Raw genomic sequence first — 15,656 nt, 5'->3', positions numbered from 1 at the left:
GGTGGGATAAAACGCTGCGTGGACCGCGCCCTGCTCGGAGCAGTCGAGGGCCTGCGGGCTGATCATGCACCCTTCCCGCGCCAGCTCTCGGCCGTCGGGCGGATGACCGCGCGAGGAGGATAACTCCATGGAATGCACCTCCGGGTTCGGAATGCACAGCGTTAGCACCGGCCACAAATACCTGCTTACAGACGGACACTGCCATCCGGACTACTTCTACAACTATGACTGGGTCGCCAACACCTACGGCTCACTCATGGGTGTAACAGTCACTGGCAGCGATCCCATGGAAACGAGCGCGTCCGGAGCACAAGTTGTCGACGCCCAAGCACTTGACCCTGGATCCGGCGGAAGCTCCTGTATTTCATGGGGAGGCGTCAGCGTCCCACCGTCGCCCTTGGTCCGATACTACATCACGGGCTACAACCAGCCGTCGCAGGGCCTTAGCATTCTGTCCGAAGGTGCACACGGCTACGAGAAGTCAGGAACCGTTTCCGAACTCAATCTCAGCTTCCCAGAGACATACAACGGAAAGACCCTGCACGCGACAAATCTCTTCTCTGTCGCCGGCGGTTCCACGGTGGAGGGCGACAGTGGTGGATCAATGATTCAGCCATCACTCTTCGGCCCCCTCGCGGCCGGCATCGTCTGGGGATCAGCGATAAAGAATGGCCAGACCTATACCATCGGAACAATGATCAACGCTATCCGCTTCATATACCAAGCCGATCCCAACGTGTCGTCAAACGGCACCAACTGCTAACGATGGCGACGCCGTAGATCCATAGTTGCCGAGCGTCGCTCAGCACCGATCACAGGTCGGGCGGGCAATCCCGATCCCGCCCGACCTGTTTCGCATCCATCGACTCTGCCCGCGAGCAGGCTCTCTCGGACGGCGTGGCGCCGACGGTCACCGGGTGCTGCCGACTCTCCCAACTCCATCCGTCGCATCCGCTACTCTCAGAAATACGGCCAGCCGCGGTAGGCACCGGCAAAAGAAGGTGAGTGATTTCGCTCAGAGCAGGATGGATCACCAGCCACCGTTCGGTCTGGCGGGCTCGTCGGCCGCGATAGCACCGGGAATGCATACCTACCCGAAAGGGAGTCAGCATGAAGAGAGCAACGAGATTCGCACTGTCGCTCGCTGCCTTTGCGACAATCGCCGCCTGTTCACAGCCGGATTCAACAATCTCGGCGACGCAATCGTCTCTCACAGGCGGAACGCCAACGCCTCAAGTATCAGATCAGACGACAAGCGCTCGCATTGTGGTATCGACGCCGACGGTGCGCCAGAAATCGACCATCTCGGGCTATATTGAAGTAGAGAACCGGACAGCCGCCACGCTGCGACTCAACAACGGCCAATGCGAGCCTAAATGGAAGGTCGCACTTGAGAACGGCCAGCTGCCTGCTTCCGCGTTCTTTCCAGGCGACTGCCACCTGAACTCCCCACTGGTACTGCCGCAGGGCAAGACCAGGCTCCCATTCACTATCACCGCTACATACGCCGCCTGCACCTCAGACCCACGCTCAGTCCATCCAGACACACCGATGTGTGACAGCGACGGGCAATCACCCGCACTACCAGCCGGGACCTACCGGACCGTATTCCTTGCCCCTTCGGGCGTCACTGGACTAGCCGGAATCCCCGTTTCGGCGACAGCGACCGTGGAGGTTGTCGCCGCGCGATGACTCGTTGTCCGGGCATAGCGCCGGATCGCCATCAGGTCTGATGTCGCGCCCGGCGTCGTTGTCGTCAGGCGGATCCGCGGGTCGCTGATGAAGCGAAGGTCATCCCTGTGAGGTTGGGGACGCTGAGCTGGGCGAACAGCCCCTTCTGGGATCACTGGTCACGGTGTCAACGGCGGTGTTTCTGCTTGTACGCAGGCTTCTCGACGTCGTCGGGCTGGGTAGCCGGCCGGACAAGAAGGATGTCGCTATCGCAGTCCAACGCCTGTACCGTGCCACAACTCGATTTCGGGCCGTTGACCTGCGACTTCGCTGTCAGCGACGGTGGTGCATGATCGTAGCTCATGGTGGTGCGGATGGCGTATTTGGTCACGGTGCGGGTGTTCGGCTGTCTGGTCCTGCTGATGCGCAGCGACGCGGCGAGGACGGCGGAACTGCTGATGCTGCGCCACGAGGTCGCGGTCTTACGCCGTCAGGTCGGGCGGCCCCGGTTCACCTGGCCGGACCGCGCGGTCCTGGCCGCAGTGGCCCGACTGTTGCCCCAGGAGGTCCGATCACACCGCCTGGTGACCCCGGCGACGTTGCTGGCGTGGCATCGCCGCCTGGTCCGCCGACGGTCGACCTACCCGCATCGGATGGGCCGCCCGCCAGTGAACAACGAGCTGCGGGCGCTGGTGATCCGCCTCGCCCGGGACAACCCCACCCGGGGTCATCGCCGCATCCAAGGAGAGCTCTTCGGCCTGGGATATCGGATCGGCGCCGGCACGGTACGTCGGATCCTCGCCGGTACAGGCCTCGGCGGCCCCGCCCCACGTCGCCAGGCCGACACTGCCTGGCGCACCTTCCTACGAGCCCAAGCCAGCGGACTGCTGGCCACCGACTTCTTCCACGTGGACACGATCACTCTGCGCCGGCTGTACGTGCTGTTCGTGATGGAGATCCAGACGCGCCGCGTCCACATTCTCGGCGTGACCGCCCACCCGACCGGAGCCTGGGTCACCCAACAGGCACGCCACCTGCTCATGGACCTCGAGGGACGCCTCGGCACGTTCCGGTTCCTGATCCGCGACCGTGACGCAAGGTATCCCCGGGCCTTCGACGACGTGTTCGTCTCCGAAGGCATCCGGGTCGTGAAGACTCCGCCGCAGACGCCGCGGGCGAACTGCTACGCGGAGCGGTTCATCCGCTGTGTCCGCCAGGAGTGCACCGACCGAATCCTTCTCTACGGCGAACGCCACGCCACCGCCGTGCTCGACGAGTACGCCCGCCACTTCAACGATCATCGTCCCCACCAGGGGCGAGACCAGCGCCCGCCGAACGACGACCCGGCCGCCGTCGCACCCCTCGACGGCCCGATTCGCCGCCGCAAGGTCCTCGGAGGCGTCATCAACGAGTACCACCGCGCTGCCTGATCCAGCAGCGAAACCGCAGGTCACGCCCCCGAATCGAGTTTTGGCACGCTACAGGCTGGTCAGGGCTGGTTCAGGCTGTGAGGGGTGGGGCGTGCAGGGTGTCGAACAGGGCGGTGGCGGTGTCCTGCCAGGGCCAGTCGTTGGGCAGGTGCAGGTCTGGTCGTGGGCGGAGTGGGCGGTGCGGGCGGGGATTGCGACGAGGTGGTGTCGGATGGTCTGGGTGGTCGCGCGGGCGTGGTGGCGGCTGGCGAGCGCGCCGGCGGCGCGGGTGAGGTTGAACGCGAGGCAGGCCAGCACCAGCCAGGCGGCGTTCGCGGTGAACCTGCCCGACGGAAGGTGGGCCAGGGCGCTGGCTTTCAGGTCGGCGATGACCTGTTCGATGATCGCGTGGCCGCGGTGGGTCGCCTCGGCCGCCACGAGTTCAAGGGGCTGTCGGTGAACGCGGCGTAGTACCAGTAGACGGCGAACAACTCACCCTGGCCCTGCGGGACGCAGGCGGGGTTGAGGCGGCGGACCCGGCGGGCCAGCAGCCGGCCGGTGACCTGCTCGGCCTTGCGGCGAGCGGTGAACGCCGTGTAGCGCACCTCGGCGATCTCGGCGTCGGAGACGAACCGCCCTCGTCGTCGTCCCAGACCGCCTGCGGGTAGTGGATCGGGGAGCCAGGCGTTCTCCTCGATCGTGGCGATGGCGGCGCGGATCGCCGGGTTGAGCCGCACGGTGATCGAGAAGTGGGCGCCCGCCCGGCCCATCTACGCGTTCAGCGCACCCTCAACCCCGCCATATCCAGCGGTGGATCGGGGCTGAGTGAGCCTGCCTCCCGGTTGAATCTTGAGCTTGGCCTCTGGGCGCAGGCGCCTCATCTGAGAGGTGACACCCGGCCTCCAGGGAGAATCTCGACCTACCTGCTGCGCCCGCGCACTCCGCCACCAGAAGGGAGACGGTCAACTTGGCTGTCAGCTCCGGTCGCCCGGTCCGCTGTCCGGCGCAACTGGACCAGCGAGTGTCGAACGGCGGGAATCGTCGACGGGCTGGCGACGGGGCCGCCGCACCCATGCCAGGAGTAGGCAGACAGCGCCGACCGGAAGGCCAGCCACGCCCGGGAGCCAGCCATCGGCCGCCATCGCGACGAGACCGTTGAAGATCAAAAGTACCGCTCCCGCCAACCAACCGCGCCACGTATGCCAGTTTGCGATCTTCCATGGGAGGCCAACCACCTCGGAAGTATCCACCTGCAGGTAGGTCGGCATAGCCGGATCGGCTCCGCTACCAGCGGATTATGAGGACCATTCGGCTTAGCGGTGTGCTGAGCTGCAGCGATGCAGGTCGTGCGCGACCGTGGATCGCCGAATACTCCGCTGTATGAAGGGTCAGCCCGCCGCGCCACCACGTGTCCCACATCACAGCGAGGTGTTCCCAAGCCAGCCGGGCACGAGTGATGCGGCCTGTCATCGGTCGTGAAAGTAGGGCCCACGACGTCGACGACTCTCGGCCGCGGCCCAGCGATGCGACCAGATCGGCAGTTAGCGGCGGGCGCCAGCCGCGCGCACACCGAGCGCCTGACCCACGCGCTAAACATGCCTCACCGACCGCCGTCAAAACATAAACCGCACCACCTCAGACAACCACGCCTGGTACCGCTCGACTTTCGCGTTCTTCTTGATCGGGAATGTTGGTTTGTCTTCGCGTGATGAGGTTTCTGTTCGATCGTGGTGAGCTGTTTGTGTGGTGCGGGTGTTTGGGGTGGTTTGTCGCCTCGGGTCGGTGCCTGTTTTGGGCTGTTCCGGGGGCTGTGGGCCGGTCAGGGGCCGGTCTGGGTGGCTGGTGGGGCGGGTTCAGGCCGCGAGGCCGTGCTCGGTGGTGTCCCAGGCCAGGTGGAGGGTGTGGATTTCCGCGGCGGTGGGCGTGACGGGGTCAGCTGGGCGAAAACGCGCGGTGATCAGGACGCGGCGTAGCTTGCCGAGGGCGTCGGCGGTCGAGACGGTCGTCTTGGTCGTGTACCAGGGTGCGCGGGCGGTGGCGTCGGCGACGTCGGAGTCGTGGTGGCCGGCGGTGAGGTACCAGGTCAGGGTGAGGGTCTGGGCGAGCAGGGCGAACGGGACCGCGTGCCGCACGGCCTGCGCGGTGCGGGTGTGGGTCTGTCCGACGCCGAAGAGCTGCTTGGCGTCGGCGATCGCGACCTCGACCGCCCAGCGGGCGGCGTACCGCTCGGCGATCGTGGCGGGGCGGCTGAACAGGTCCGTGCTGATCAGGGCGAGCAGCGGGCGGCCGGGTTCGCGGACGAGCACGAGCTGGACGAGGCGGGGGCCGAACACCGAGTACCACAGGCAGACGGTCACCGCGACGTCGACGGTGTGGACGCGGCCGTAGCGGGTGACGGTGGTCGGGCGGAAGTCGGCGGTGGCGGCGAGCTGGGTGATCGTGGCGAGCCGGTCGCCCTTGACGCGGGGGCGGCCTCGGCGGCCGGTGCGCGGCGGGGCCGGCGCGAACAGGGCGGCGTCGGCACGCGGTCGAGTCGTCCAGGTCACGTTGCGTGGCAGGGACTTCAGCTCGCCGCCGGCGTAGGCGGAGTCCGCCACGACGTGGACCTGGCGGTCCGGGAACAGGCGGGCGAGCCGGGCCGCGGCGCGGGCGGCGAGCCACAGCCGGGAGCCGGACATGGTGCCCTTGACAACCAGGCACGCGTAGACCGGCAGGCAGATCGGCCGCGCGAAGACCGTGCCGCGCAGGACGACACCGACGATGACCCAGTTGTTGCCGAAGCCGACCGGCGTCTCGCCCTTCGCGGCGCCGTCGTGGAACCAGCCCGCGGCGAAGACCTTCCGCCCGGCGCGGTGGAAAAGGGTGTCATCGACGACGACGGTTATCGGCCCGGGGCCGGTGAGCAGACCGACGACGAGACGGGCCAGCGTGTCGCCGACCTCGTCGAGCGTCCAGGCGGCCTTCGCGAAGAAGTAGTGGGCCCGGTGGTGCGGGGTGTCCCGATGGCGGCCGGCGCCGACGAGCATCCCGACGACGGTGCGCCGCCCGGGCGCGGCGACCAGCCCGGTCGCCAGCATCCGGAACGCGGCGAAGCTCGGCGCGGTGAAACACGGCCGGAAGTACTCCAGCAGGACGGCGAACGACGGCGGTATCGTGACGTGCGGGAGCATCGGCGACCCACTCTTCGGAGTGTTGGTGTGGAAACGCCGATGCTCCCGCCACCAGCCCCGTGAGCTGGACCTTCCCCTCATCAACACTCCGCGTGAAGCCACGCGCGGAAACAGCCGGCGAACATGCCCACACTGAACCAGTCAAATCATCAACCTCCTTGACGACCCACAAAACCGATCATGAAAAGTGCGAAACTCGAGAGATAAGGACGGCTCCGTGAACATACAGTTCAGCCGCCGGATGCGCCACCCCCGGTGACTGTCGATGGCTGGACCGTATATTCGACTGATACTCGGCGGCATCAAACGGTCGTAGCGACGCCCCGATAGGATGATCGCGATGGTGTCGAGGGGCTGGATGGTGGATGGGCGTACGGGAGCGGTTGACGGTGGAGGACCGCGAGGTCATCTCGCGGGAGTTGAGTCAGGAGCGTTCGGCTCGGTATATCGCCGCTGTGCTCGGTCGTCATCATTCGGGGATCTCCCGGGAGATCGAGCGTAACGGCGGTGCCGCGGCGTATCGGGCGGTGGATGCGCAGGCACGGTGTGATCTGATGTGCGCCCGCCCGAAGGAACGGAAACTCGTCGCGTCGAAGGAGCTGCACGACGCGGTGAACACCGGCCTGGTCGAGAAGTGGTCGCCGAAGCAGATCAGCGAGAGACTGCGCACGGACTTTCCCGACGACGAGAGCATGCGCTGGCTCGCCCGCGCCTTCACCCCATCACGCCTACCCGCGACCATCGCCGCCCTCACTGCCGCCCAGGACGACGAAGCCACGATCACCCACGACGCCGACCTCGACCGAGCACGACGAACCATCGCCGACTGCGACGCCAAACTGGAGCGCTACCGCCTCGCCCTCGAAGCCGGCACCGACCCCACCCTCGTCGCCCGCTGGACCAGCAAAGCCACCACCGAACGCGCCGCCGCCCTGGCCCGACTCCGAACCACCACCGGCCGCCAGCGCATGACAGAACAAGAGATCACCGACGTCGTCGCCGCCATGGGCGACATCGTGACTGTCCTGGGAGAGGCCGATCCCGCCGACAAGGCGGACATCTACACTCAGCTCGGCCTACAGCTCACCTACGAACCCGGAGCACACCGAGTGATCGCAGAAGCCAAGCCCCCGACGATCATGTACGAACGAAAGCGTCCGAGGGCGGACTTGACCACTACGCCCACGCCCTGCGGCGCCAGCACCGCCTTGCCCTCGGCTGATCGTACCGGTCGCGATCCGCCGCCCAGGCCGCGCAACCATGCAGGCAGGCCGTCCAGGACCGCCGTCAGCGGGCAGACCGCATGATCGACCGAGTAACTTTGGAGCGTGGACCCACTGCGCGCGTTCCGGACCGTGGACGATGCCGCCGCCGTCGCCGCGGACATGATCGCGGCACATTCTCGCCTGCAGGACATCTGGCGCCACGCGATCATCCAGCTGCTCGACGACTACACCAGCCTCGCACGCCACGACGGGCCCGCGTCCGCGCAGGCGATGTGGACCACCCACCCACGCCCGACCGGAGACCGCCGCGTCGACGCGGCCCTCGCCGCTCTGGGCGAGCACCTCGCCCGCCGCGACGGCTGGCCCACCCCAGCCTGGGTCCGCGATCCCAATCTCGAGGCGGTGCCATGGTGGTTCGTCACCGCGCTCCGCGGCCTACACCCCCGGGCCCTGGTCGAATCACCGCTGTCCTTCCGCAAACGCGGCATCTTCATCACCAGCGGCGCACTACAACGAGCCTGACATGACCACCCCAGGCCTCGACCGCGAAGCCATCACCACCCTGCTCCAAGAACTCAACGACGAACTCGGACGACGCGGCGCCAAAGCCGACCTGTTCCTCGTCGGCGGCGCCGCACTCGCCCTCGTCTACGACGCGACCCGCTCCACCCGTGACCTCGACGCCGTCTTCCTACCCACCGACGTCGTACGCGCCGCGGCCACGACCCTCGCCGACCGGCACGCCCTCCCCACCGACTGGCTCAACGACGCCGTCAAAGGCTTCCTGCCCGGCCCGGATCCCACCGCGACCAGATATTTTGAAGCCGACCACCTCACCGTCGACGTCGCCTCCGCCCACTACCTCCTGGCGATGAAACTGTTCGCCTCCCGCGTCGAGGCCGATGCCGAGGACATCGCCTTCCTCTACCGCCAACTCGGCTACACCACCGTCGACGAAGGCCTCGATCTCGTGCAGGCCATGTACAGCGGGCGACCCATCGACGCCAAAGTCCAGTTCCTCCTCGAAGAGATCGTCGCCTCACTCCACGACCAAACCGGCGACACAGACCCCCACCACGGACCAGACGTGACGGCGGGCGGGGCCGGCTGACGCGCCGAACGCAAGGAGACGCTCGGTCTCGACGGGCCGCACGAGGTTTCCCGTCAGGCGCGGCCCTCGTCATCCCGATCTCGGCCGGCGCGGCGTTGCGGGAACGCCTCGAATACAGGCCGGCGTCGCTGGTGCGAATGGTGGTGCTGGCACGGACTCCCGAACCCGCTCTGGCCGCCGCGCGTCGCAGGCGAGACGCCGTCCTCGACGAGTTGGTGGGCGCAACCACCGCGGACGCGGATACCGTTGCCGCGGTTGAGCCGACCTCTTCGTCGTCGTCGATGAAGCCGTTCGAGAGGGGCGGGCGCGCCGTCCTACTGGCTTGCATGGAGCCGATCGACAGCCTCCTGCGCAGATCAGGCCAGTATGGCCCTGCACCTGGTTTCTCACCCCGAGCACGCCACCTACCTAAAATCTGGCTGCCGCACGCCAGTGGTTAGATCACCACCGGCCGCGGAACGCTTTCGGCAGTCCAGAAGCGGCCGACAGCCCTGATCACGAGAGCAGAGTACCTGTGCCGCCGACATTCAGTGAGCCGCAATGGCCGCTGATCATGATCGACATCGCGACCTTCATGAACCAGCAGGATCTGGGGCGGCATCAAACGGTCGTAGCGGAACCTGTCAAGCGATTTGAGACAACATGATGTTCAGGTCGTGGGTTGATCCTCCTGAGTTTCGATCTTGGCTGGGGGTTGGTTGATCCACACCCGGCTCGGGAGTTCTGGGGCCCGGGGTGGCCCGTGGTGGAACCGGTCCGGGTGGATGGCGTAGGCCGCGTCCAGGACGATCTGACGGGCGTCCCGGACGTATTTCCAGGTTCCGTCGTGGACCGATCCGGGTGTGTATAGTCCGATCCCTGAATGACGGTGCTCGGTGTTGTAGTAGTCGAATAACTCGTTGACGAACACCCGGGCGTCGTAGATGCTGGCGAAGTCCCCGGGAAACGCGGGGCAGTACTTCAACGTCTTGAAAGCGGCCTCCGAGTACGGGTTGTCGTTCGACACCTTCGGCCGCGACCGGGACCGTTCGATGTGCAGGTCCGCGAGCAGCGCCGCGACGTTCTTACTCGTCATCGAGGTGCCATTGTCGGAGTGGACGGTCACCGGCATGACCCCTCCGTTCGCGGCGATACAGGGCGGAACGCGGCCACGACGGCGGTGAAGGAGATCTCGTCGGGATCGACGCCGAGGTCGGCCGCGGCGGTGATGGCCTGGTCGACGAGGGCGTTGTAGACGGTGAGCAGGGCCCATACCTCCTGCTGGCCGCGTAGCGGCCGGCCCGGGCCGCGCAGCGTCGACTTGAGCGCTGACTGGAAAACCCAACGTGACGTGGGCAGGCTCGCGCCCACCAGGGCGCTTGGCTGCTGGTGCGTGTGAGGGCGGCGGTTCGGCGTCGGTGCCAGATGGCCCCTTCTGGTCGGCGAGCGGTACGGGCGCGTGCCCGGTGTCCCTTGACTTGACCGGCTGCTGGGTAGCCGTCAGGCGTCCCGGGGAGTCGGTGGTGGGTCTATGCCGCGGCGAGCATCGAGGCGGCCTCCTCGGGGGAGACCCCGAGGGTTTTCATCTGGCGGGCCAGTGCGCGTTTGCGGCGTTCCGGGTCTTGGCGGCGGGTGTGGTGGTCCGCGCCGAGCTCCCGGAACGGAACCTGGTCGTGCACGATCAGCCAGATGATCTCGAGGATGGTGCGGCCGGTCGCGACGAGGGCCTTCAAGGGGCCGCGGCGGGTGCGCAGCCGCCGGTGGCGGGCCCCGAGGAAGGTGTTCGTGCGCCCGGCGGAGGTCGCGACCGTGCCCATGGTGCGGCGCACGTAGCGGTTCCCGCGCCCGGTCCTTCCCATCCGCAGGGACGCCCCGGATTGGATCATGCGGGGGGTCAGCTTCGCCCATGACGCCAGGTGCCCGCCGGTGGCGAACTGGTCCATGTCCCATCCGATCTCCGCGAGGAGCAGCTGCGCGGTGTCCTTGCCGACCCCGGGGATCGCGTCGAGCAGCGCGACGAGATCCGCGACCGTCCGCGGCCGCGGTCGCTTGCCGGCGTCCGGCTCGTCTGTTTCGCCCGTGCCCGCATCGGGTGGGATGATCTCTCCGGTGAGGGTGGAGACCGCCCCGGCCAGGCCGTCCACCACGGTGACCGCACCGGCCTCGGGGGGCGCCGCCGCCTCGGAGGTGTCGGTGGGACAGGCGGGTAGTGGGATCGCCGCGGTCATCTGGTCGACCCGCGTCGAGAGCGTGGCGAGCTGTGCGTCGAGTGCGTCGATCTGCTCCAGGTAGATCTGGAGCATGAAGGCGTGGTGGTCGTCGAACTGGCCGGTCAGCGCCGCGGCCAGCTTGTCCGGGGATGCCTTCAGCCCTGTCCCGAGCGCCGCGAGCCGGCGCGGGTCACGTTCCCCGGCCACCAGCGCGTCGAGGATCCGCCGGCCCGACACCCCGAAGATGTCCGAGATCACCGACGACAGCTTGATGAGCGCCCCTTCGAGCACCTTCTCGCTCCGCTGCTTGGCGCGCGTGCGGTCCGCGACGAGGTCGACCCGCATCCGGGTCACGTCCCGCATCTGGCGGGTCTCCGGCGGCGGCACGAACGAGCGGCGCAGCATGCCGCGCTCGTTCAACCTGGCAAGCCACACAGAGTCGAGTTTGTCCGTTTTGGGCCTGCCTGGGACGTTCTTGACATCCCGGGCGTTGACCAGCCACACGGTCAAACCCCGCGCTTCCAGCACGTAGTGGAAGATTCGCCAATAGTCGGACGTCGACTCGACGACCACCCGCTGGACGCCCTGGCAGACCAGATGGTCGGCCAGCTCCTCGACGGCCGGGACCCGTCGCGACGACGTCGAAGACGCGCGTGGTCCGCTTCCCTTCCTGCGTGTCGTGCGGGACCGCACGCACACCTTCCCGGACGCCTTCGCGACGTCGATCGCCGCGACCCGCTCCACGATCTGCTCGGTGTCGTCCACGACGACCTCAACCGACCCGTCCACCGCACCCCACCCGATCGATGCCTACAGGTAGCGACCGCCCGGGGACCGACACAGATCAACACTCTGACTGGCGTGCTCGAAGCACAGCGGGCGACCCGCAAAGTCAAGTCCCTCGCCAAACTTTGTAACGGCGACGAAGGCCAAGCAACGGACGGCGTTGGACGGGCAGTCAACCCGCACGCTCCCACACCGCCCCAACCTGCCCGGGCTCGCCAGGCGACGGTTTCACGCCCGGGCGGCGTGCCCGCAGGGCCAGGAGAACTTTGTAGTGGGCGTCGCCGGTATGCCGCACGGTGTAGACGAAGGTGCCGCCCGGCCGTAGCATCCGGCGTACCTCCGCGACGATGGTGCGGATCTCCTGGGTGGACAGGGCCATGCTCAGCAGCATGTGCGCGAACACCGCGTCGACGGACCCGTCCACGGCTGGCAGCGGCTCGCGTACGTCATGGACCGCCGTGGTGATCCGCTCCGCCGTGCCCTGGCTACGGGCCGCCTCGCGCAACTGCGCCAGGCCCATCGGACTGAAATCAGTGGCCAGCACGGTGAAACCCGCGCGGGCGAAGTACAACGCGTCGCGGCCGTGGCCGGCGCCCAGCTCCAGCACCTGTCCGGCGCCGGCCGCGCGGAAGACCTGGGCGGCGTGAACGGCTGGCTCGGACGGTTCCGTTCCGTACATGGCGGGATGTTCGCGGTAGGTCCGGCGCAGTCCTCACCCGATGACACCAAGTGGCTGCAGAACACCCTGGACGGGATCAGCCGCCGCTTCGGCGCGCGGTTCGACGTCGGGGCGCCGGGCGTGATTCTGCTCCGCCGACCAGGACCGGACGGCGAGGCGCGACGATGTTGGCGCCGAGGGGTTCGACGACGATGTCCACCTTCTGGCGGCCGGCTTCCTGGCGCAGGTGGTAAAGGCGGGGCCGGCTGGAGCTGACCGGGACCTCCGCGCGCAGCCGCGCGACGACGAAGGTGCCGAGGCTCCGCCCGTCACGTCTGGCTCCTTCACATCACTGGCTCGGGCGAGTCGGTGATGATCGTGAGGTAGCAGGTGCCCGGGCAGTCGCTGGACCAGCAGGTGGTGTCGGTGCAGTGCGACATGTCGTCGTCCTCCGCCGGCGCAGACATGTCGCCGACGCGGGTGCCAAGCAACTCGTCGATCGTCTCCGCGGATATGCCGGCTTCGGCCAGAGCCAACCTCGGGTTCGCCCTAGCCCGTTCGGCGAGCGCGGGGTCCTGTTCCAGTCGCGTTATCAACTGGTACGCCTTGATGCGGTTGACTTCGTCGGATGTGGGGAAACTCATTGTCGGACTCCCTCCTCCTGGCGCTGACGGAATGGGCGGCTGTAACGGAAGACAGCACGGCCCATCCCGTGCGGGCGCTTCTCTGGTTCGGCCAGCCTGAGCAGAACACTGGCGATGCCGGCGTAGCCGACGTTGTAGTCGGGCGAGATGATGTACGGAGATTCCGAAGCCCAGGCCAGGCCGTCACCGAACTCGACAGCAAGGGGCTCCAACAAGCGACCGAACGAGCGTGCCTCGGCCAGGTGGCCAACGTCTAGGTCGTCCTGGTAGGCGTCGAGCAGGAGCTCGATGCTTCCCCCGAGGCCGTGGCACAGTGTCGGGCCAGCCCAACGGCTGCCACGGGCGGTGGCAAGGACGGCGCGGCGAGCGGTCTGGTTCGCGTCCTTGACAATTCCGAGCCTGGCCGCGTGTAGCCAGAATCGGCCGATCCCGGCCGCGCCGTGGCACCAGTAAGGCGCAGCAGAATCCGCGCCGGCGTGGCTGGGCCAGTTCAGGCCACTGCCGTCGTTGAGCGCTGGGATGGCGAGTCGTTCCAGCCAGCGCGCGGCGCCCTCCGCAGTATTGAGAAACTGTGCATCGCTGGTCACTTCGTAGAGGTCGAGTAGTGCGTCGGCGATTCCTGCGGCACCATGGGCGTAGCCAAGATAGGACTTTCCGCTCAGCGCTCCATATCCTGGCGGAATGGTCCAACAGGATTCAGCCATCCCGGCTGTCACCGCGGTAGTCACCAACCTTTCTCCGGCCGTGACCGCAGCACGCAGGTGCTCGACCGACGCTGTCTCGTCCCAGAGTAGGAGGTGGAACCGCAGTCGGCCGGCGGTGCCGTTGAAGAGGTCTGGTGAGTCGTGTGGGAGCGCCGCGATCCAGCGCCCGCGCTCGCACGCAATGTCGATGAGGCGTGGATCGGCCAAAACCTGGCCCGCACGTAACACCGCGGCCGCGGTACCGGCTTCGCCGACGTACAGACCCGGAAACTGCTCTCTGCCGGGCGGCGGGGACAGCGCGAGCCATGCGGCCCCCGCTTCGAGGATCTCTCGATGCCCGGGGTCGCCCAAGTCCGCCACCAGTTCCGCGAGGGCAAGCACTGTTCCGGCCGTTCCCGTGTTGACGTCCCGGGTGGAGACGTCGGCGCTGAGAGGGTGCCGGGAGACCCAGTAGGCCGCGCCAGAGCTTGGATCGCGACGTGCGACCCCGCAGAGCGTGTCACCAACTCGGCGCGCCAGACGGCTATACCTGCTGCGCAGATAGTCTTCGTTCGCCTCTTGGTACGAAGTCTCCTGGCCATAGCCCGGCAGCGACAGTCCTGCTGGGGTGACGTCGAGCGACGTCAGGGCGAGGTCCACCGCGGCGACGGTATGGAAGCGGTGCTCCGGATCGGGTGCCAGGCAACGGCCGATGACGGACGCCATCTCTGGCGAGATCGCGGGATTCAGGACATCCAGAGGCCGGGCCAGTAGCCGGCTGGGGTCCGCGACCAGTGAAGGCTCCACGCCGGTCGACAGATACAGCAGCAGTGCACCCAGCCCGTAGATATCGTCGGAGATCACGGGTGGCTCGCCCGCCCGCTGTTGAGGCGAGACGTATCCCCGCGTGCCCGCGCCAGCCGGGGCCGACGACGTACCCGCTGGGCAGGCACACTCGAAGTCCACAAGACAGAGATCCTCGTTCGAGTCGATCAGGACATTCGTCGACTTCAGATCCCGATAGACGTAACCGGTTGTATGGATCTTCTCAAGCATGGCCGCGAGGCCTCGCCCCCACCGTGCCACCTGCGACATGGGGACCGTGCGGCCTCGACACCTGAGCGCGACGACGTGATCTTGCAGCGACCTCGGCGCAAGGTCGTTCATCACGAGATAGCAGTCGTCACCCTCCTCGACGAGGCCGAGGACACGAGGGAAGCGAACGTCCGGAGCCAACTCGTGTAGGACGTCGCTCTCGTGCCGCAAGAGTGAGCGGGCGTCGCCGCCATCGCGAAGCTCGAGCGTCCCTCCCCGTGCTTGCTTGACGACACAGGGCCTGTTGCATTCGAGATCCACAGCGAAGTACACGCACCCGCGGACCGATCGCCGCAGCAGTCCGGTGAGAAGAAAGCGCTCTCCAAGCAGAAGCGGACGGGACGGCAGATGTTCGTCCACGCCCGTCAGGCGGAACGGATCGGTGGTCCAGTCCGGTGGGGCAAAATATGCACGCCGCAGATCTGGAATGAGATCTCCGTCGGGAGCGCGTAGTGCCCGTACGACCTCGCCCGTCCGCTTCTGAAGGGTCAAACCGCTGAAACCACCGTACCTGTAGTGAACGATGCTTCCGGCGCGGAATACGCGATCAGAAGGGATGGCCGGGCCGCGAAGCCCAGTGGTTGCGGCGTCGAGCGCGACAGCGAGACGCATCGCTTGACCGTCGTCGACGGGGTATACGGTGACAAACTTCCCGACCTGGGCGATACCCAGGGTACCGTCGTTGAGCCGCACGAGCGACTCTGTCGTGGCCGCGACCTTGAACGCCGCCGGACTCGCAAACAAGACCGGCAGCACACGCCTGAGCACTGCTGGAGCGGTAAAAACCGAAGCGGATACATGAAGTTTCCAGCCCTGTTCGGGCAGCACGACAGCTCGGTGCGCCACCGTCAGCCAGCCTTCCGGATTGGCGTCCCCGGGCGCTTGAATCGACCAACAGTTCGGATCGGCCGCGTACTGCTCACATGCCGACCAGAGGTCACTGATGAAGGACGACTGATGGTCACGGGTAGACATGTCGGTTACCTTGGGGCGGATCGTTGGAACACGAGATCG

At 67.0% G+C, this 15,656-nt stretch carries 15 protein-coding genes; 6 read left to right on the top strand and 9 right to left on the bottom strand.

What is annotated here, in order from left to right; all coding sequences use genetic code 11:
- The first annotated feature begins 127 nt into the window (after positions 1 to 127).
- Positions 128 to 763: a chymotrypsin family serine protease gene (locus tag FRADC12_RS31820; RefSeq protein WP_157489053.1), complete on the top strand. Its 636-nt coding sequence runs from the start codon at positions 128 to 130 to the stop codon at positions 761 to 763.
- Positions 764 to 1,858: 1,095 nt separating this feature from the next.
- Here the strand turns inward: FRADC12_RS31820 and FRADC12_RS32575 are convergent.
- Positions 1,859 to 2,062 carry a hypothetical protein gene (locus FRADC12_RS32575; protein WP_198153183.1) on the bottom strand — a complete coding sequence of 68 codons (204 nt, stop codon included), beginning with the start codon at positions 2,060 to 2,062 and terminating at the stop codon, positions 1,859 to 1,861.
- Between FRADC12_RS32575 and FRADC12_RS26025 the strand changes: the two genes are divergently transcribed.
- Complete coding sequence (locus FRADC12_RS26025) at positions 2,034 to 3,101, top strand: integrase core domain-containing protein (RefSeq protein WP_045878582.1); 1,068 nt, start codon at positions 2,034 to 2,036, stop codon at positions 3,099 to 3,101. The genes FRADC12_RS32575 and FRADC12_RS26025 overlap by 29 nt on opposite strands.
- Before the next feature lie 356 nt (positions 3,102 to 3,457).
- On the opposite strand, the gene FRADC12_RS28820 is transcribed toward FRADC12_RS26025, so the two are convergent.
- Both FRADC12_RS28820 and FRADC12_RS26015 read right to left on the bottom strand, forming a co-directional pair.
- The gene (locus tag FRADC12_RS28820; RefSeq protein ID WP_052711190.1) at positions 3,458 to 3,850 is read right to left on the bottom strand and encodes a hypothetical protein; all 393 of its coding nucleotides are present in this window, start codon (positions 3,848 to 3,850) and stop codon (positions 3,458 to 3,460) included.
- Between the two features lie 1,083 nt (positions 3,851 to 4,933).
- Entirely contained in the window at positions 4,934 to 6,250 is a 1,317-nt protein-coding gene (locus FRADC12_RS26015; RefSeq protein WP_045877864.1) for an IS701 family transposase, read from the bottom strand.
- A gap of 365 nt (positions 6,251 to 6,615) precedes the next feature.
- On the opposite strand from FRADC12_RS26015, the gene FRADC12_RS33590 reads away from it, so the two are divergent.
- From FRADC12_RS33590 to FRADC12_RS33955, 4 genes are all read left to right on the top strand, one after another.
- Positions 6,616 to 7,557 (top strand): helix-turn-helix domain-containing protein, encoded by a 942-nt coding sequence (locus FRADC12_RS33590; RefSeq protein WP_084011199.1) that lies wholly within the window; start codon positions 6,616 to 6,618, stop codon positions 7,555 to 7,557.
- Between the two features lie 21 nt (positions 7,558 to 7,578).
- On the top strand, positions 7,579 to 7,998 hold the full coding sequence (locus FRADC12_RS26005) for a hypothetical protein (RefSeq protein WP_045878580.1): 420 nt from the start codon (positions 7,579 to 7,581) through the stop codon (positions 7,996 to 7,998).
- A 1-nt stretch (position 7,999) separates the two neighbouring features.
- A complete protein-coding gene (locus tag FRADC12_RS26000; protein ID WP_045878579.1) occupies positions 8,000 to 8,587 on the top strand; it encodes a DUF6036 family nucleotidyltransferase in 588 nt (195 codons plus the stop codon).
- Between the two features lie 514 nt (positions 8,588 to 9,101).
- On the top strand, positions 9,102 to 9,233 hold the full coding sequence (locus FRADC12_RS33955; protein WP_255355228.1) for a hypothetical protein: 132 nt from the start codon (positions 9,102 to 9,104) through the stop codon (positions 9,231 to 9,233).
- A 3-nt stretch (positions 9,234 to 9,236) separates the two neighbouring features.
- Here FRADC12_RS33955 and FRADC12_RS35215 read toward each other — a convergent pair whose 3' ends face one another.
- The 6 genes from FRADC12_RS35215 to lanL all read right to left on the bottom strand — a co-directional run bounded on the left by FRADC12_RS35215 (position 9,237) and on the right by lanL (position 15,617).
- Positions 9,237 to 9,698, bottom strand: coding sequence for an integrase core domain-containing protein (locus tag FRADC12_RS35215; protein ID WP_052711189.1), 462 nt, complete (start codon positions 9,696 to 9,698; stop codon positions 9,237 to 9,239).
- Positions 9,689 to 9,937 carry a hypothetical protein gene (locus FRADC12_RS31810; RefSeq protein ID WP_052711188.1) on the bottom strand — a complete coding sequence of 83 codons (249 nt, stop codon included), beginning with the start codon at positions 9,935 to 9,937 and terminating at the stop codon, positions 9,689 to 9,691. Before FRADC12_RS31810 ends, FRADC12_RS35215 begins: the two co-directional genes overlap by 10 nt.
- Before the next feature lie 158 nt (positions 9,938 to 10,095).
- Positions 10,096 to 11,565, bottom strand: a complete 1,470-nt coding sequence (locus tag FRADC12_RS25990) for an IS110 family RNA-guided transposase (protein WP_045878578.1) — start codon at positions 11,563 to 11,565, stop codon at positions 10,096 to 10,098.
- 169 nt (positions 11,566 to 11,734) lie between these two features.
- On the bottom strand, positions 11,735 to 12,241 hold the full coding sequence (locus FRADC12_RS25985) for a class I SAM-dependent methyltransferase (RefSeq protein WP_084011197.1): 507 nt from the start codon (positions 12,239 to 12,241) through the stop codon (positions 11,735 to 11,737).
- 323 nt (positions 12,242 to 12,564) lie between these two features.
- Positions 12,565 to 12,864: a hypothetical protein gene (locus tag FRADC12_RS25980; protein ID WP_045878577.1), complete on the bottom strand. Its 300-nt coding sequence runs from the start codon at positions 12,862 to 12,864 to the stop codon at positions 12,565 to 12,567.
- Positions 12,861 to 15,617 (bottom strand): class IV lanthionine synthetase LanL, encoded by a 2,757-nt coding sequence (lanL, locus tag FRADC12_RS25975; RefSeq protein WP_084011196.1) that lies wholly within the window; start codon positions 15,615 to 15,617, stop codon positions 12,861 to 12,863. The genes FRADC12_RS25980 and lanL overlap by 4 nt, the downstream gene beginning before the upstream one ends.
- Positions 15,618 to 15,656: the final 39 nt, after the last annotated feature.

Source organism: Pseudofrankia sp. DC12, assembly GCF_000966285.1.
GTDB lineage: Bacteria > Actinomycetota > Actinomycetes > Frankiales > Frankiaceae > Pseudofrankia.
This window is presented reverse-complemented; position numbering and strand designations above follow the sequence as displayed.

What these genes read in the sequence shown, in the direction of transcription:
- FRADC12_RS31820 (WP_157489053.1), top strand. Translation starts at nt 128, where the DNA reads ATGGAATGCACCTCCGGGTTCGGAATGCACAGCGTTAGCACCGGCCAC.
- FRADC12_RS26025 (WP_045878582.1), top strand. Translation starts at nt 2,034, where the DNA reads ATGGTGGTGCGGATGGCGTATTTGGTCACGGTGCGGGTGTTCGGCTGT.
- FRADC12_RS28820 (WP_052711190.1), bottom strand. Translation starts at nt 3,850, where the DNA reads ATGGGCCGGGCGGGCGCCCACTTCTCGATCACCGTGCGGCTCAACCCG.
- FRADC12_RS26015 (WP_045877864.1), bottom strand. Translation starts at nt 6,250, where the DNA reads ATGCTCCCGCACGTCACGATACCGCCGTCGTTCGCCGTCCTGCTGGAG.
- FRADC12_RS33590 (WP_084011199.1), top strand. Translation starts at nt 6,616, where the DNA reads ATGGGCGTACGGGAGCGGTTGACGGTGGAGGACCGCGAGGTCATCTCG.
- FRADC12_RS26000 (WP_045878579.1), top strand. Translation starts at nt 8,000, where the DNA reads ATGACCACCCCAGGCCTCGACCGCGAAGCCATCACCACCCTGCTCCAA.
- FRADC12_RS35215 (WP_052711189.1), bottom strand. Translation starts at nt 9,698, where the DNA reads ATGCCGGTGACCGTCCACTCCGACAATGGCACCTCGATGACGAGTAAG.
- FRADC12_RS25985 (WP_084011197.1), bottom strand. Translation starts at nt 12,241, where the DNA reads ATGTACGGAACGGAACCGTCCGAGCCAGCCGTTCACGCCGCCCAGGTC.
- FRADC12_RS25980 (WP_045878577.1), bottom strand. Translation starts at nt 12,864, where the DNA reads ATGAGTTTCCCCACATCCGACGAAGTCAACCGCATCAAGGCGTACCAG.
- lanL (WP_084011196.1), bottom strand. Translation starts at nt 15,617, where the DNA reads ATGTCTACCCGTGACCATCAGTCGTCCTTCATCAGTGACCTCTGGTCG.